This window comes from Stenotrophomonas sp. STEN033 (assembly GCF_056856655.1).
This window is the reverse complement of sequence record NZ_JBXFWM010000028.1, coordinates 1-16,526: the sequence shown is the minus strand read 5'-3', so window position 1 is coordinate 16,526 and position 16,526 is coordinate 1. Positions and strand designations below refer to the sequence as shown.

The window sequence follows — 16,526 nt, the reverse complement described above, 5'->3', positions numbered from 1 at the left end:
CCGGCGGTCAGATGCCGCTACCGTTCGACAGAGCTGCCTGGTTCTCGGGAGCTGCCTTCCACCGACCACCCAGGGATTTGAAAAGGTCCGTCAGAGAAGACTGCCGCTGTGTGCTGACCTCGATCAGTGAAATCTGATTGGCAAAGTCATTGCGCTGGGCATCGAGGTAGCGCAGGTGATCGTCCACGCCGGCCCGGTACCTGGCCTGGGACAGCACCAGCGCCTGCTGGCTGCTCTGCGCGAGTTCTCTCAGTGCCTGTTCTTCGCGCCGCAGCGTGTCGGCCGCCACCAGGGCATCCGAGGTTTCCTTGAAAGCCGTTTGGATGGCCTTTTCGTAGCCTGCTATCGCGGAGTCCTTCCTGACCGTCGCCAGTTCGAGGTTGGCCTGATTTCGCCCGGCATTGAAGATGGGCAGGGTAATCTGTGGCGTGAAGGACCAGGATCGCTGGCCGCCCTCGAACAACCCCGACAGTTCGGCGCTGGAACTGCCAAAGAGGCCCGTCAGGGAAACGCTGGGGAAGAAGGCCGCCCGAGCCGCGCCGATGCTGGCATTGCGAGAGCGCAGCAGATGTTCGGCGGCCTGAATATCCGGCCGGTTCGTGAGCAGATCCGACGGTGCGCCAGCGGCGATGCCCTGGACCAGAAGCGTGCGCGTGGCTGGCTCCTGGGGCAGATGGCTGCCTGTGTCGGCGACGCCGACCAGAAGCCCCAGCGCATTGGACGCCTGGCGCACTTCACGGTCGGTGCGTTCGAGCTGCGCCTTGGCCTGTTGCACCAGGCCCACGGCCTCTTGGTAGTCCAGGGCCGTGGCGGTGCCGGCCTGCCGGCGCTGCGCAATCAGCTGGAGCGCCGCTTCCCGGGAGTGCAGCGTCTGCGCCGTCAGAACGTGACGGCGCTGGGCGCCGTCGCGGCTGACGTAAGCCTGGATCACCTCTGCGATCAGGCTGATCCGGGCAGCGCGTGCGTTTTCCTCGGTCGCCAGGTATTCCTCCAGCGCGGCTTGCGACAGGCTGCGCACCCGGCCGAACAGATCAAGCTCGAAAGCCGTCACCCCCACGCCTGCCTGCCAACTGGCCTGCACTTCCGACTGGCCCGAGTAGGTCAGGTCGGCCGGCACCCGCTGGCGCGTACCGCCGCCTTGGACGCCCACACTGGGCAGGCGGTCGGCGCGCTGGACCCGGTATTGCGCGCGAGCGGCCTCGACATTGAGCAGGCTCTGGCGCAGGTCCCGGTTGTTGTCGAGCGCCAGTTCGATCAGCCGCCGCAGATGGTCGTCGGTGACGAACGCATTCCAGTCCAGTTCCGCCGCGGCGACCTGCGTATTCACCGGGGCCGTCCCCGCGCCTTGCCAGTGGCTCGGGATCGGTGCGGGCGGGCGCTCGTAAGTCGGCGCGAGCGTGCAGCCCGCCAGTGCCAGGGTCAACAGGGCGGCCGTCGTGGATCGGGCCACCAGAGATTTACGCTGCTTCATGCCTCGCCTCCTTCGAGCGATTGCTGGCGAGGTGCTGTTCCTTCGCTGGCCTCCTTGCGGCGGCGGAACAACGACAGGACCCGGACGAAAAACACGGGGACGAAAACCACACCGAGCGTTGCCATCACCATGCCGCCGATCACCGCGATGCCGATCGCATGCTGGCTGGCTGCACCGGCCCCGGTCGCCAAGGCCAGCGGCACGACGCCGAGCGTGAAGGCCAGCGAGGTCATCAAGATGGGCCGGAATCGCAGACGCGCCGCTTCGATGGCCGCTTCGGCCAGCGATCGACCCTGTTCGTGCAGGCTCTTGGCGAACTCCACGATCAGGATGGCGTTCTTCGCGGCCAGGCCGATGATCGTCACCAGCCCGACCTTGAAGTACACGTCATTGGACATACCCAGGGCCGTCACCGCCAGCACCGATCCCAGGGCGCCGATCGGCACGATCAGCATCACCGAAGCGGGAATGGCCCAGCTCTCATAGAGCGCCACGAGCAGCAGGAACACCACCAGGATCGCGAGCGTGAACAGCATTGGTGCCTGCGCGCCGGCGGCCTTTTCCTGGTAGGACAGGCCACTCCATTCGTAGCCGATGCCGCTCGGCAATTCCTTCATGATGCGTTCGAGTTCGACCATGGCCTGGCCGGTGCTGTGGCCCGGGGCGGCATCGCCGGAAATCTTGAAGGCGGGGTATCCGTTGTAGCGCGAGACCTGCACGGGCGCGATTTCCCAGGCGGCGCTGGCGAAGGCGCTCAGGGGCACCTGGCCGCCCTTGGCGTTGGGCACATAGAGCTGGAGAACGCTTTCGGGCGTCATGCGCTTGGCACCGTCGGCCTGTACCACCACGCGCTGCATGCGTCCGGTGTTGGCGAAATCGTTGACCGTGGCCGATCCATACGCGCTGGAGATGGCAGTGTTGATCGAATCGAAGCCGACCCCCAGCGCCAGCGCCTTCTCGCGGTCGATGTTCAGCCGCAACTGCGGCCCATCTTCCAGCCCCTCCATGACGGCGTAGGCGAGAACCGGGGAACTGTTGGCCTGCTCCAGCAGTTGGTTGCGCGCCGCGACCAGGGCGTCACGGCCCAGGCCGCCGCGATCTTGCAGGCGCAGCACGAAGCCGCTGGCGTTGCCCAGGCCCTCCACCGGGGGCGGGTTCACGGCCATCACCGTGCCATCGCCATAGCTCCCGAAATGGGCATTGAAGGCATTGACTTCATCGGAAGCCGATTCGCCTTTGCCGCGCTCGGACCAGTCATTGAGCGTCGGAAAGCCCAGCGCGGCGTTCTGCCCGGCTCCTGAGAAGCTGTAGCCCATGATCATGAGGCTGTTGTTCGTCGGCTTGCGATCGAGCAGGTACTTGTCGATCTCTTTGACCGTCGCGGACGTGCGTGCATGACTCGCGCCTGGCGGGAGCTGCACGTCCACGATGTAGTAGCCCTGATCCTCGACCGGCACGAACGCTTCGGGCAGGCGGGTGTAGGTGAACGCGAGCACGGCCACCAGCAGCCCGTAGAGAACCATGGTGCGGCCGCTGCGGCGCACCAGTTGCGAGTTCAGCAGCGTGAAGCGCTGGGTCAGGCGCTCGAAGGAACGGTTGAACCAGCCGAAGAAGCCTTTTTTCTCGGCGTGGTGTCCCTTGGGGATCGGCTTGAGCAGCGTCGCGCACAAGGCCGGCGTGAAGGTCAGTGCCAGGAAGCCGGAGAAAAGGATCGACACCGCCAGCGACAGCGAGAACTGCTTGTAGATGACGCCGACGGAGCCGCTCATGAAAGCCAGGGGGAAGAACACGGCGGCCAGGACCAGCGTGATGCCCACGATGGCCCCCGATACCTGACCCATGGCCTTGATGGTGGCCTCGCGTGGAGACAGCCCTTCCTCGGCCATGAGCCGCTCGACGTTTTCGACCACCACGATGGCGTCGTCCACCAGGATGCCGATGGCCAGCACCATGCCGAACATGGTCATCATGTTGACCGAGAAGCCCAGGACGTGCATCACCGCCAGCGTGCCCGCCAGACACACCGGCACCACGATGGTCGGCACCAGCGTGTAGCGGAAGTTCTGCAAGAACAGGAACATCACCAGGAACACCAGCACCACGGCCTCGATCAGCGTGTGGACGACCTTGTTGATGGCGACGTCCACGAAACGCGAGGTGTCGTAGGGAACCGTGTATTCGATGTCGTCGGGGAATCCCGCCGAGAGTTCCGCCAGGCGGGCCTTGACGGCTTCGGCCGTCTGCAAGGCGTTGGCCCCTGGGCTGAGCTGGACGGCAGCGGCCACCGCCTGCTTGCCGCTGTTGAGGGCGTCGAAGTTGTATTCCTGCAATCCGACCTCGATGCGCGCCACGTCCGAGAGCTTGACGGTCGCGCCTTCGCCGTCGGCGCGCAGAACGATGCGGCCGAATTCCTCCGGGCTGGAGAGCATGCCCTTGACCGCGATGGTCGCGCTCAGTTCCTGGTCGGCGTTGCCGGGACGCGCGCCGAAGCTGCCGGCCGGAACCTGCACGTTCTGAGCGGTGATGGCGGCATTCACATCGGCCACGGACAGGCCGTAGCCCAGCAGTTTCTGTGGATCGACCCACACCCGCATCGCCGCTTCGGTACCGAAATACATCACCTTGCCCACGCCGGGGACGCGACGGATCTCGTTGTTGATGTTGCGCGCGGCATAGTCGGACAGGCGCACCGCATCCTTGCCGGCATCGTCGCCCTTGTACTTCAGGGCGTAGATCATCAGAAAGTTGGAGGTCGCCTGTTCGACCTGGATGCCCTGCGTCAGTACCGACCGGGGCAGGCGCGCTTCCGCTTTCTTCAGCCGGTTCTGCACATCGACCTGCGCCATGTTCGGATCGACGCCGGGGGCGAAGGTGACGGTGAGTTCGGCGATACCGGTGGAGCTGTTCGACGAGTCGTAGTACAGCAGCCCCTTGGCGCCGTTGAGTTCTTCCTCGATCACGCTGGTGACGGAATCCACCACCGTCGAGGCCGAGGCGCCGGGATAGGTGGCCCAGATCGAAATCTGGGGCGGAGCGACGTTGGGGTACTGGGCGACCGGCAGCGACGGGATGGCCAGCAGCCCGGCCAGGGTGATGAAGATCGCAATCACCCAGGCAAAGTTGGGTCGGTTAATAAAAAATCTTGACATGGTCTGTTCTCAGTGGCCGGCGCGCAGGCGCGCGGGGTCAGTTGCGCGCACCGGCGGCCTCTGCGGATGGCGCGGCAGCCTGGTCGGTTTTCACGGTCACTTTCGCGCCGGCCTGGAGCGCGCCGGGCGCGCTGACGATCACCCGTTCGCCGGGCTGAAGGCCGTCCACGATCTGCCATTGCGAGCCGCGCATCGCGCCGGTTTGGACGGTGCGGGTTTGCACGGTGTCCTGGGCATCGGCCACGAGGACGTATGCCTTGCCGTCCGTGTTGCGTTTGACCGCGCGCTGCGGAACGAGAATGGCCTGGGGATCGACGCCCTGGTCGATATGGACCCTGACGTACATGCCCGGCAGCAGCAGGCCGTCGGTGTTGGCGAACCTGCCGCGAAGCGAAACCTGCCCGGTGTCGCGGTCCACCGTCACGTCGGAGAACAGGAGCTGGCCCGTGCGCTGGTCGCCGCTGCCTTCCACCGTGATGGAGATCGGCAGGCTGCTCGCCTCGGCCTGTTTGAGCTTTCCTTCGGACAGCGACTTGCGCAGGCGCACCAGATCGTTGACCGGCTGTTTGAAATCGGCATAGATCGGGTCCAACTGCTGGATGGTCGCCAGCGGGGTCGCCTCGTTCTGTCCTACCAGCGCGCCTTCCGTGACCAATGCCCTGCCGATCCGCCCGGAGATGGGGGCGCGCACCGTGGCGTAGTCCAGATTCAACTGCGCCGTCTCCACCTCCGCTGCGGCCGATTGGCGCGAGGCCTCGGCGCCGCGCAGCGTGGCCTGTGCGGCATCAAAATCCTGGCGGCTGACCGCTTCGATCTGCACCAGCGGTTCATAGCGGCGCACGACGGAGCGCGCTTCGACCAGCGCCGCTTCGGCTTTGGCCAAGTCCCCGCGCGCCCGCGACAAGGCCGCCTTGAACGGCGCCGGGTCGATCTGGAACAGCACGTCTCCGGCCTTGACGTTCGCGCCTTCCTCGAAGGTGCGACGCAGCACGATGCCGGCTACCCGCGCGCGGACTTCCGCCACCCGCACCGGCTCGATCCGTCCGGGCAGCTCGGCCGTGAGCGTGAAGGGCTGTGGTTGGGCCGCGACGGCCTCCACCGGCACGGGGGCCTGGGCGTTCGCATCCCCCTGTTTATCCCCGCAGCCGCTGACCAGCAGCACGACGGCGACCAGCGCAGACAGGGAGCGCCAGCGTGTTTGCAGATGCTTCGGCATCGTTGGAACCTTCCAGTAGTCTTAACAAGACCCACATGGTACTGATTAATCCCCATTGGGTCAACATTGACCCAATAGGGTCGATTCAGTACAATCAGCGCCGTGAGTGACAACTGGCGCCGAATGGGATACTTCAGCTCCAAATGCGAAAATTAAGGCACCCATGGAGCAAAGGAGAGCCGATATGACAACTAACTGGAATGAGACCGGAAATGACAGGCTCTTGGCATCGCTGGCGCTCGCGCTTGTCGATCAGCCGAGGGCATCCCTTCAAGAACTTGCCAAAGCCGTCGGCATAGGCAAATCCACGCTTCATCGTTTTTGCAGCACGCGGGACGAACTGGTCGAGCGGATGGCTCAGCACGGCGCGTATCGCCTTATCGAAGCGGCAAAAGCAGCCAAATTGGATCAGGACTCGCCGCTGGAAGCGTTCAAGCGGTTGAACACGACCCACTTTGAGCAGCGCGAACTCGCGGCCTTCCTCCTTCACCACTGGAAGGCCGCCGAGGCGCACGACCCCGAGCGACAGTGGGAGTCGTCATTGGATGCGTTTTTCCTGCGAGGACAACAGCAGGGTGTCTTTCGCATCGACATTGCCGCTCATTCATTGACCGAGGCATGGGCCTCCTTGATGATTGGCCTTATCGAAGCGGAGCGGCATGGCCGAATTGCCCGTTTGGGCTTGCCTGCCCTGGTGGAGACATTGTTTCTTCATGGAGCGTTTGTTCCCCCGCCGTCCTCTGCCGTGGCGGCATCACACCAGACGACGGCCTAAATGGGCGCAGTCATTTTTTTCACTAATGGAGAATTGAAATGAGTTGGTTGTATCTGATAAGCGCCGGACTTTTTGAAATCGGCTGGCCCGTGGGCCTTAAGATGGCGCAGAATCCGGGAACGCGGCTGACGGGCATTGCCGTGGCGGTCATATTCATGGGCATCAGCGGAGTCCTGCTGTGGCTGGCGCAGAAGAATATCCCCATCGGCACTGCCTATGCCGTCTGGACCAGCATCGGGGCGGTCGGCACCTTTGCCGTAGGCATTCTGTTCTACGGCGATGCTACCTCGCTTGCGCGCTACCTTGGCGTTGCGTTGATCATCGCCGGCGTGGTGACACTCAAGCTTGCCTCCCATTGAGCTTGCACCGACTCCCCGCCCGGGAATCATCCATGATGGCTGCGCTCGCGCAGCCATTTTTTTGACTTCTCAGGTCTGCCATACCGAAACGAAGAAAGTGCGTCCGGCATGATCCTGGGGCATCGGTATGCTGCGCCAGCATGTTTCAGGTGATCTGGAATTCCATCTGCTCGTGCAAGCCGACGTCGCCCGTTATGACCATGCCAGTCAGGGAGACCGCGCACAGGAATGCGAGAGCGCATATCACGCCAAGCAGCTTGGCATCCCTTGGATTGTCGTTCTTGATTTCCACGACGGCGAGATACAGGAAGATGACCGTGAACAGCCAAGGAATTGCCAGGAACTGAAGTATCGTCATTACCAACTCATTCAAAAATACGGGTAGCTTTCACTGTTCGTCGAACGCCGGCGAATTCTTGACCGTCTTCAGATTCTCATGAATGATGCGAGAGAATCTTCGATGGGTCCAATAATTGATCCCCCAGTTGAGCATCACGACGAACCGGTTTCCGAATCCGATCAGGAAGAATATGTGGATCGTCAGCCAGAAAAGCCAGGCGATGTATCCAGACAATTTGAACTTGCCGACGTCGACGACGGCTGCCATGCGGCCGATGATGGCGAGGCTGCCTTTGTCGTGATAGTCAAACACGGGTTCCTGCCGTCCCGCGAGCCGCGCCTTCAGCAGCTCCGCGACGTAGGCGCCCATCTGTTTGGCCGCGGGCGCCACGCCCGGCACGGGCCGCCCGTTGACTTCGATGCTGGCCAGGTCGCCGGCCACGAATATATTTCCGTGGCCCGGTACGCTCAGATTCTTCTCGACCTTGACCCGGCCGGCCCGGTCAAGCGGCACGTTCAGCCGGCGACCTAGTGGTGATGCTTGTACGCCAGCCGCCCAGATGACGGTTCTGCAAGGAACGAACGTGCCGTTGAGGCTGTAGCCATGCTGATTGATTTCGGTCACGCGGCAATTTGTCACGACCTCTACGCCCAACCGGCGCAGTTGCATTTCAGCCTTGCTGGAGAGTTCGTCCGAAAATGCCCCGAGGATTTTCGGGCCGGCCTCGATCAACCGAACCGTCGCCATGCCTGGGTCGATGGACCGGAATTCTCCCCGCAGCGTGTGCTTTGCAATTTCCGACAAGGCACCTGCCAACTCGACGCCTGTAGGCCCGCCGCCGACGATGGCGAAATTCAGCCAGGCCGCTTTCTTCTCAGGATCAGGTTCGGTTTCCGCGTACTCGAACGCCTCGAATATCTTGTTCCTGAGATGCATCGCATCTTCGAGTGTCTTGATGCCGGGGGCATGCTTCTCCCATTGCGGATTGCCGAAATAGGCGTGCGTTGCGCCGGTGGCGATGAGCAGCGAATCGTATTCAAGCTCCCGGCCATCATCCAGAACGACGACGTTCCTGTCAGGGAACACCTCGATGACTTCTCCAAGCCATATTTGGACGTTGCGCTGTTTCTTGAGGATGTGGCGCAGCGGGACGGCAATGTCGGGAGAGGCCAGCTCCGCGCTGGCGACCTGATAAAGCAGCGGCTGGAAAAGATGGTGGTTGCGCCTGTCTATCAGCGTAATCTGTATGTCTGCGGACTTGAGGCTGCGGGTGGCCCACAATCCGGCAAATCCGCCTCCCACGATGATCAGACGATGCATATGCTCAACCTTCCGCTTTTCTGCGCACGCTTGCTGCGGCTCGATGCTTGCCGTTTTCCGAATCTCGCTTCGGGCCGGCAAGCAGTTCAAAGATGTCTCTGGCGATTTCGCCAGCGTCCAGGGAGCCTGTGTTGACCAGGCCAAAATTCTTGAGAAAAAAGAACCCTTCCGTGGCGAGGAAGCCCAGCAACGCGCGCCCGCGTGCTTCGACCGGGATGCGTTCTATTTCCTGAATGCGTTTTTCGTACCAGCCGATGATGCCGCCGAGATGGTGCGGGGATTGGAGCAGCGCGGCCAGCAGTGCAGCGGTCCGGGCACCAGCCAACTCATCTTCGCCGAACGTGTTGGCGATATGCGCTTCGACGGCGCTCATCGGCGTCGCTTGATCGGCCCGAAGCTCGGAGATGCGTGATTCGTACTGCGCGATCCACCGCATCAACAGCGATTCGATCAATATTTCCTTGCTGGCGAAGCACGACTGCACTCCACCCTTGGAAATTCCAGCGGCCTGGGCGATGGAGTCGAACGTCAGGCTCGCCGCGCCTTTCTGGCTGACCAGAAGTTCGGCGACATCCAGCACCCTATCGCGGTCAATCGTCTTTTTTCTTCCCATACGTCGCTCCGTAGGATGCCGTGCGCTGGATGCGCACGGGTTCGCGTTTCAGTGCCCGGCCGTGAGTTTCAGACCCGCGACTGCACCGATCAGCGTGATCAGGAGAAGCATCCGCAGCAGGTTTGCGGGTTCGTGGTACCAGATCATCCCGACGACCACGGTGCCGAGCGCACCGATGCCGGTCCACACGGCGTAGGCCGTACCGATTGGGACGGTTTTGGTGGCCGCCTCCAGGCAGAACATGCTGGCTGCGATGCAGACAAGAAAGCCCAGGGTCCAGGGAACATTCCTGAATCCGTCCGTGTAGCGCATGCACGTGGTGAAGCCAATTTCTAGAAGTCCTCCGCAGAAGACGTAGTACCAACCCATGACAGCAAACCTTTGAAATAAAAATACAACCGTATTCGTATCTTATACGAATACGGTTGTATTGGAAAGTCCTTGCTTTATTTGGGGTGTAACGGGCGCCTCCTTCGGGTGGGCAGGACGTGCCCGCTCTTATCAGGCAAGACCCATCCCGCGTGATCGGCCAATGTCCCAGGATGTCCCGCTGCCCCGAACCGTCGCAACGATCTGCTGCCCCAACCGCTGTTCGATCACCGGCCGCCACGGCACCAGGCTGAATCCCATGCCGTCGTCGAGCATCGCGTAGCGCCCGCTGGCGAGCATGACGGAACGCCGGTAAATGCCGGCGACGCGCTGCCCGTCCGCCACGGGGCGATGCTCCAGGCCGGTTTCCGCCGCAATGTCCTTCGCGGCCTGCGCCAGCTCCCGATTGCGCAGCGTGCCCAGCAGGTTACGGGCGAGGATCACACGCTGCCCGCGTCGCTCGGCCAGTCCTTGTTCGGCCAAGAAATCGGCGCGCTCCTGCATGGCCTGCTTGGCATCGCCACCAAAGCCCAGGTCGCCCAGCCCACGGCCGCCGCCGATCAGTTGCTGGTCGAGCCAGGTCGCGCCGATCACGCGGGCCTGCCGCTCGATCGGCAGGTGCGATTTCAGCTCCACAGCCACGCCGCCCAGGCGCTGCGCGTCGTACTGGCGGCCACGCTCGGCTAGGTCGTCCGGCACCTTCCACAGCCCTTCGACCACACGCTCCACGATGCCGGCCCGGCGCAGGGCTTCCAGCCGCCGGACGTGGGCAGCGACGACTTCCTGCGGGTCGCGTCCGGGCGTGGCCCGGCCCTGTTCGATGGCCAGGTGATGGTCGGCACGGTACAGGCCATCGCTCGCCAGCGCGGCGATGTTCTTATCGGCAGCGCGCACGTCGGCCGAACCCTTCACCTCCACCACCGCGCCCGTCGGATAGTTGGCCAACTCGTCGCGGGCATTCAACGCGACGTAGTGAGCCTTGCCGTCCACGCCGTCGATGACCAGAAAGCCCCGGTCGCGCAACTCGTCGGCCAAGCCCTTGGCGGCCACGCGGCCAATGACGGTACGGCCATCCTCGCCCGGCTCGAACACCGCCAGCTCGCGCGGCTGACCGCTCATGGCCCGCTGCATGGTGCGGATGATGTCGCCACGCTCGCCAAGGGCGCGCAGGGTCTTTTCCGCATCCGCATGGACGGCCCAGGTGCCCGGCTGCGTCTCGTCGGCCAGGCCCAGGCGCTGCAAGCGTTGCAGGCGGCCGATCAGCAGCAGGCGTTGGCGCTGCAAGCGAGGTTCGTTGAGCCGTTCGACATGCACCAGTCCATCGTCGCCGGCCTCGCGCTTCAACGTGCGATCCAGACTCGTCCACCGCTCTTGCTCCACCTCGCGCTGCAAGGTCTGCTGGATCTCCAGCTCGGTGCGAGGCCCCAGCCATTCGGTCGCCAGTTCGGCAGCGCGATGGCGGAAGCCATCGGCGATGTAGTCGCCCGCGATGATGAGGTCTTTGCCGGTGTCGTCGCGCCCGCGCACGACGATGTGCGTGTGCGGGTTGTCGGTGTTCCAGTGGTTCACGGCCACCCAATCGAGGCCCGTACCCAGGTCGGCCTCCATGCGGCCCATGAGGTGCCGAGTGTAGGTGCGCAGGTCTTCCAGCTCCGCGCCATCCTCGGGCGAGAGGATGAAGCGGAAATGGTGCCGGTCGTCGGCGCAGCGTTCCTTGAAGGCGTCGAGGTCAGCGGTATCGGCCTGCGGCCCGTAGGCTTGGCCCGGCTCGCCGTCGCGGCCCACGCCATCACGCTCAATGTAGCGCAGGTGCTTGGCGAGCGATTGCGGGCTGGCCCGTTGGTGATTGACCAGCAAGGTCTTGATGGTCACGCGCCGGGACATGGGCGTCAGCTTCGCCCCGGCGAAGCGCGCCGCCGTGTGGCCGCGCCCGAGGCGCGAGCCGGGGCGTTGGCCGGTGCCGGCCGCCCCAGGACGGCGCACCGCCGACTTGCCGCTGCTGGCTTTGCCGGCCTGCTTGAGCACCTTGGAAACGAAGCTCTGCCCTTGGCCCTTGCCCCGCTTCTTCGGGGCGCTGGGGCGCACTCGGAAATCGTCGTCGCGGCGGTCGGTCATCGCCGTTCTTCCTGCAAGCTCTGGCGTGTCCTGTCGTGCGAAGCACGCGGACATGCCTGCATTGGCGCGACCCTCGCGCCGAACGCGGCACGGCGGCAAAGCCGCTCCGTGCCGCGCCACCCCCACGTGCAGACTGGCTTTCGACGCGGCCCGGTGCCGCGTCCTTTTGTCTTGCCTTCCGCCTTTGCCTTCCGCTGTCGCTCCAGGCACCGGCGTCCCGGCGGCGCTGCTGTGCGAGCAGCCAGCGCGCCGGCGAACGCTGCGACGGCCGCAGACCGGGCGCGTTCGAGGCAAGACGCCTGCACATGGGAAGGCAGCGCGAAGTGCAGCGCGGATGCGCTCGCACTGCACGCGCGACGACATGCGGAAAGCCACTGGATCGACACGACCGATGGCACGATGAGATGCACGGCAGCGTGCAGCGAGTCGGCGGCCATCATGGGCGTTCCTCCAGCCACACCGGATGCGCGACGCCGATCACGGCGGATGCGCTGACCGGGCCGAAGTAGCGGCTGTCGAACGATGCCGGATTGGTCACGCTCAACAGGAACAGTTCGCCCGGTTCGAGGCGGCGGCAAAGCTGCAAGGACGGCAGCGCCCGGCCCATCCGGTCGGCGGGCAGCACGGCGGCCGCAGGCACGCCGTCGATGCGTACCTGACCTGCGACGATGCAGACGTGTTGCGGTGCGACCGCACCCACACGCTTGAGCAGTGGCACGCGGGTCGGCAGGTAGCCGCGCTGTGCAGCCAGCATGGCGGCCCTGGTCGGCAGCGGCACCAGCACGATGCTGTCCACGGACAACGGACGTGGCAGCGCAGTGGTGCGCGGGTCGAACGGGTCGATGCGATACCAGCCGACCGCCACGCTGTCGGACGGGTTGTAGGTCAGGCGCGGCAGCGGCGACACGAAAGCCGCCCAGGCCAGCGCAGCGAAGCCGATGGCGGCCAGTGTCGCCAGAACGATGCGAGTGCGCAGGCGCGAGCGAGGAAGCGGCGCGCTGGCGGTAGCGGTCGGCGCGGTCATGGCAACACCCTCCCGGCCAGCCAGGCGGTGTGCCGCTCGGCGGTGTATTCGGGCAGCGCATGGCGCGCTGCAAGACGGTTGCCCAGCGTGCGCCAGTACGCGGGCGACACGTCGATGGCGGCGATGCCCAGCGCCTCGATGCCGTCGATGCGTTCCAGCACGGCGCGCACGTTGGTATCGCCTTCGGCGTGGAGTAGCAGGCGCGCGCCCGGCTGCACACCGGGGATGCGCTGCGCCGCGTCCAGTGGCGTGCAAGCCTGCATCACCATGAGCTGCCAGCGGATCGTGCCGTAGTCGTTGGCCTGCCAGCGGATGCGGCAGAACATCGCGCCAGGCAGGAACACCGCGCAGCGCCGCCAGTCGTCCAGGCGCAGCGTGCGTGCGGGCTCGCCGAAGCGCAGATAGAGCTTGAAACGGGCCTCGATGTAGGCCAGCGCCACGCGCGTCAGCGGCGCGCTGGCGGATTGGCCGGAAGGCACGATGAATGATGGCTGTGGCGCAGCCGTGGCCGCGCCAGCGGCAGGCGAAGCGGATGCCGTCATGGTGTGTTCTCCCTGTGGTTCTCGGGAAACTCCCGCTCCAGCAGGCCGCGCAGCAGATCGGCCACGGTCACGCCTTGCGTGAAGGCCGACACCTTGATGCGCGCCCGCATGGCGGGCGTAATGTCGAGGGTCAGGCGCGCGGTGTAGAGGTCGCCTTTACCCAGTGCATCGGCATCGCCCTGGCGAATCCACGCCTCGGCGTGCGGATTCGCGGGCGGACGTGCGCCGATGCCGACGCGCTTGCCCGTGCGTTTGCTGTTGGGCGGCTGCTCCGCTGTCATGTCGGCCACCGCAGCAATTCGTCCACCAGGGCGGTGATTTCGCGGGCAGCGGCGCTGTCGGGTGCTGTCTCGCGTGCGAGCCGGCCAGCGGCCACGCTGTCGGCGAACACGATGCGCTGATGCACTTCCGAGCGCAGCGCAGGCAGCGGCTGTTCGGCCAGCGATTGCCGCGCCTCGCGGCCGATGATGGTGGTGCTGACGCGCCGGTTGATGACGAAGGCCGCGCGCAGCGCCGGCCGGAACACCTGCGCCTCGCGGATCAGCGAAACCATTTCCGAGCTGGCCCACAAGTCGTAAGGGCTGGGCTGCACCGGGATCAGCACGCGCTCGGCCGCCAGCAGCGCGGAGCGCGCCAAGGCGGCAATCCTGGGTGGCCCATCAATGACGACGTGATCGGCCCGCCTGGCGAGTTCTGGCGCTTCCTGATGCAGCGTTTCGCGGGCCAGGCCCACGGCGCTGAACAGCCGTGGCAAGCCTTGCTGGCTGCGGCGCTGCGTCCAGTCCAGCGACGAACCCTGCGGGTCGGCATCGAGCAGGACGACATGCTGGCCGCGCAGCGCCAGTTCGCCCGCGATGTGCGTGGCGAGCGTGGTCTTGCCGACACCGCCTTTCTGGTTGAGCAGAGCGAGGATCATGGCGCGGCCCTCCGTGTTGGAAAGCCGGTCTTTCGCTCCTGCGTTTGGTGCCGTTGGGTGGTTGTCCACCGAAACGGCGCGCTTCTACTAAAAGTTATGTATTTACTGTTAGGGAAGTTAAGGGACGCAAAAACCCAATGCTGGCGCGGCTTTGCAGCCGATTTTGTTGCCTGATAGCACGAGGATTTGTTGCCTGATAGCACGAGCCTCCTGTTGCCTGATAGCACGAGTGAATTAACAGGTTTTCCCAGACTTATCCCCGTGCCGTGGGCGGCACGGGCCGGAAGGTCAGCAGTTCGGTTTTCTCGCCGGGCATCCGCTCGATGCCCAGGACGTAGCCGGGCAGCGACTGCCGCGCCACCAGGGCGCGCAGGTCGGCGGCGAAGTCGTAGAAGCGCGCCACGCTGCCCGATTTGCGGTACAGGTGCTGGAAATCGAACTGCCAACCGTGCTCCTGCCGGCCGCCGTGCTTGCGCACCAGGCGATACAGCCATCGTTCGATGCCTCCAGTGAGCCGGAAGTACGTCGGGTCGATGGTCAGCACCAGGGCGGCGTCCAGCACACCCGCATAGAACCAGTCCGGCAGGATCAGTTCGATGCCCAGCGGCACGCCGCTGGCATCGGCCAGTTCCTTCCACTCGTTGATCCACGAGAAGCGATGCAGGCGCCGGCCTGTTGTCTCTCGGATGGACGTGGCCACCGTGGTCGATTGCAGGCGATCCAGGGCCGCCTTGAGGCGCTGGTAGTCGCGCAGCGACGTACCGCGCCCGATGAAACGCAGGATCTCGTAGGGACGCACCTGCATCAGCCGCGAGGTCGGGATGCCCGCATCGCGGGCTTCCACGATCTGCGAGGCGGCCCAGATCAGGATGTCGGCATCCCAGATCGTCGCGATGCCGTGCTCCTGCGTGCCCTCCACGCGGATGGTGATGCCGCCGGCGCGGAAGTCGATCGGCGCGGTGCGCCGCGACTTGGCGAGCGAGAAGAACGGAAAGGCCATCAAGTCCTGGCTGTCGCGCGGCGCCATGTCGCCCGGCAGCGCGCGGAACAGGTCGAGCTGTTCCCGCTGCTGCGCTGGTCGCTGCCGCAGGGGCAGCGATGGGCTGGACATGGCGATGGCCACCGGCGAGCCAGAAATCAGCGGCCGTCACGGTAGTCGCCCGCATGCCGCTCGGCATATTCCGGGTCGGAAGTCGCCGCGAAGCTGCGCGCATCGGCCCAGGCGTCGAGGTCGCTCACGGCGTACATGACGCGGCGGCCGAACTTGCGGAACTTCGGCCCGCCGCCGATCACGCGCTGTTTCTCCAGCGTGCGCGGCGACAGGCGCAGGTAGTCGGCGGCTTCGTCGTTGGTCAGGTAGCGTTGGGGCTGCGCGGGCGCAGCGACAGCAGCGGCGGCAGGCCGCAAGGGAGCGGGTCGCATGGGATGTACCTCCATCAAGCCCGGCCACACCACGCGGCCGGATAGAGGCACTTTCAAGAAAGCGGGGCTTCTTGCTAAGGGACGATCTGCGGGGGACGCGAAACGTCCCCCCTACTGCAACGGCAGCAGCGGAAGCTGTGCCAGGCGGCGATAGCCGCCGCGCATCAGCGCATCGCCACGACGTACCAGCCGCCGCACGCGAGCACGCAAGGCGCTGTCCTTGTGCCAGTCGGCGGCGACGGCATCCGTGCCGAACAGCCCTTCAGCGACTTCGCGCAAGGACGCGCCCGCCAGGGTCGCGTCCAGCGCCTGCAAGGTGTGCAGTTCCAGCACCGCAGCCGTCGTGGGCCGGGAACGGGCCGCCGCCGCAGGCGCGGCAACCGTTGCCACGGCCAATGCGTCCAGCTCGGCCGCGAGCGTGCGATAGCGCGCGCAGGGCGTGGCGCAGGCGCGGGTGGCGTAGAGGTAGGCCATGCCGTCTTCCAGGCCCGACGCGAGCGCGAGCCGCAGGCAGCAGCCGGGCCAGTGCGACACCAGCACCAGGCGCTTGCCATCGTGGATCAGTTGCTTGCGGCCGGGAACGCGCCAGAACTCAAAGGCATGGGCTTCGGGTGGTGGGTCATCGTCCGGGTAAACCTGCACGACAGCATCGTGATCGGGGAACCAGGCCGGATGCGCATCGCGCGCATCCAGGGCCGGGTTTTCCAGCAGGCGCAAGCCCCAAGCCTGCGCCGCGTCCGGTCGTCGGCGACGGCGTAGCCAGTCGCGGCGGTAGTCGGGGTGACGGCGCAGGTATTCCCACGCCAACGCGGGGCCGTCCAGGTGCAGGACGTAGAGATAGGCCGCTGTCGGATACCAGTGTTCGGCGCTCGGGTCAGCCATGACGCAACCTCCT

At 65.1% G+C, this 16,526-nt stretch carries 17 protein-coding genes; 2 read left to right on the top strand and 15 right to left on the bottom strand.

Annotated features, from left to right (window positions below; all coding sequences use genetic code 11):
- Window positions 1-7: 7 nt before the first annotated feature.
- From AC1VXC_RS11210 to AC1VXC_RS11200, 3 genes are read right to left on the bottom strand one after another with little or no spacing between them, the layout of a single operon-like run.
- Complete coding sequence (locus tag AC1VXC_RS11210; protein WP_049445218.1) at window positions 8-1,471, bottom strand: efflux transporter outer membrane subunit; 1,464 nt, start codon at window positions 1,469-1,471, stop codon at window positions 8-10.
- Entirely contained in the window at window positions 1,468-4,620 is a 3,153-nt protein-coding gene (locus tag AC1VXC_RS11205) for an efflux RND transporter permease subunit (RefSeq protein WP_006472397.1), read from the bottom strand. The genes AC1VXC_RS11210 and AC1VXC_RS11205 overlap by 4 nt, the downstream gene beginning before the upstream one ends.
- Before the next feature lie 37 nt (window positions 4,621-4,657).
- Entirely contained in the window at window positions 4,658-5,836 is a 1,179-nt protein-coding gene (locus tag AC1VXC_RS11200) for an efflux RND transporter periplasmic adaptor subunit (protein ID WP_049445221.1), read from the bottom strand.
- Window positions 5,837-6,020: 184 nt separating this feature from the next.
- On the opposite strand from AC1VXC_RS11200, the gene AC1VXC_RS11195 reads away from it, so the two are divergent.
- Together AC1VXC_RS11195 and AC1VXC_RS11190 are read left to right on the top strand one after the other, a co-directional pair.
- On the top strand, window positions 6,021-6,611 hold the full coding sequence (locus AC1VXC_RS11195) for a TetR/AcrR family transcriptional regulator (protein WP_049445223.1): 591 nt from the start codon (window positions 6,021-6,023) through the stop codon (window positions 6,609-6,611).
- Between the two features lie 38 nt (window positions 6,612-6,649).
- The gene (locus tag AC1VXC_RS11190; protein WP_049445226.1) at window positions 6,650-6,970 is read left to right on the top strand and encodes a DMT family transporter; all 321 of its coding nucleotides are present in this window, start codon (window positions 6,650-6,652) and stop codon (window positions 6,968-6,970) included.
- A gap of 145 nt (window positions 6,971-7,115) precedes the next feature.
- Here AC1VXC_RS11190 and AC1VXC_RS11185 read toward each other — a convergent pair whose 3' ends face one another.
- From AC1VXC_RS11185 to AC1VXC_RS11130, 12 genes are all read right to left on the bottom strand, one after another.
- Window positions 7,116-7,328: a hypothetical protein gene (locus tag AC1VXC_RS11185; RefSeq protein ID WP_049445228.1), complete on the bottom strand. Its 213-nt coding sequence runs from the start codon at window positions 7,326-7,328 to the stop codon at window positions 7,116-7,118.
- 30 nt (window positions 7,329-7,358) lie between these two features.
- The gene (locus AC1VXC_RS11180; RefSeq protein ID WP_049445232.1) at window positions 7,359-8,630 is read right to left on the bottom strand and encodes an NAD(P)/FAD-dependent oxidoreductase; all 1,272 of its coding nucleotides are present in this window, start codon (window positions 8,628-8,630) and stop codon (window positions 7,359-7,361) included.
- Between the two features lie 4 nt (window positions 8,631-8,634).
- Window positions 8,635-9,243 (bottom strand): TetR/AcrR family transcriptional regulator, encoded by a 609-nt coding sequence (locus AC1VXC_RS11175; protein WP_049445235.1) that lies wholly within the window; start codon window positions 9,241-9,243, stop codon window positions 8,635-8,637.
- A 48-nt stretch (window positions 9,244-9,291) separates the two neighbouring features.
- Window positions 9,292-9,612, bottom strand: a complete 321-nt coding sequence (locus tag AC1VXC_RS11170) for a DMT family transporter (protein WP_049445237.1) — start codon at window positions 9,610-9,612, stop codon at window positions 9,292-9,294.
- Window positions 9,613-9,744: 132 nt separating this feature from the next.
- Window positions 9,745-11,727: a relaxase/mobilization nuclease domain-containing protein gene (locus AC1VXC_RS11165; RefSeq protein ID WP_049445239.1), complete on the bottom strand. Its 1,983-nt coding sequence runs from the start codon at window positions 11,725-11,727 to the stop codon at window positions 9,745-9,747.
- Between the two features lie 436 nt (window positions 11,728-12,163).
- Entirely contained in the window at window positions 12,164-12,751 is a 588-nt protein-coding gene (locus tag AC1VXC_RS11160; protein WP_049445242.1) for a S26 family signal peptidase, read from the bottom strand.
- Window positions 12,748-13,293, bottom strand: coding sequence for a DUF2840 domain-containing protein (locus AC1VXC_RS11155; RefSeq protein WP_049445245.1), 546 nt, complete (start codon window positions 13,291-13,293; stop codon window positions 12,748-12,750). Before AC1VXC_RS11155 ends, AC1VXC_RS11160 begins: the two co-directional genes overlap by 4 nt.
- Window positions 13,290-13,574, bottom strand: a complete 285-nt coding sequence (locus AC1VXC_RS11150) for a hypothetical protein (protein ID WP_049445247.1) — start codon at window positions 13,572-13,574, stop codon at window positions 13,290-13,292. The genes AC1VXC_RS11155 and AC1VXC_RS11150 overlap by 4 nt, the downstream gene beginning before the upstream one ends.
- Window positions 13,571-14,209 carry a ParA family partition ATPase gene (parA, locus tag AC1VXC_RS11145; protein WP_049445250.1) on the bottom strand — a complete coding sequence of 213 codons (639 nt, stop codon included), beginning with the start codon at window positions 14,207-14,209 and terminating at the stop codon, window positions 13,571-13,573. The genes AC1VXC_RS11150 and parA overlap by 4 nt, the downstream gene beginning before the upstream one ends.
- Window positions 14,210-14,462: 253 nt before the next feature.
- On the bottom strand, window positions 14,463-15,332 hold the full coding sequence (locus AC1VXC_RS11140) for a replication initiator protein A (RefSeq protein ID WP_425858469.1): 870 nt from the start codon (window positions 15,330-15,332) through the stop codon (window positions 14,463-14,465).
- Window positions 15,333-15,346: 14 nt separating this feature from the next.
- Window positions 15,347-15,631, bottom strand: a complete 285-nt coding sequence (locus AC1VXC_RS11135) for a helix-turn-helix transcriptional regulator (protein WP_049445253.1) — start codon at window positions 15,629-15,631, stop codon at window positions 15,347-15,349.
- A 111-nt stretch (window positions 15,632-15,742) separates the two neighbouring features.
- Complete coding sequence (locus AC1VXC_RS11130) at window positions 15,743-16,513, bottom strand: DUF2285 domain-containing protein (protein ID WP_049445256.1); 771 nt, start codon at window positions 16,511-16,513, stop codon at window positions 15,743-15,745.
- Window positions 16,514-16,526 lie beyond the last annotated feature (13 nt).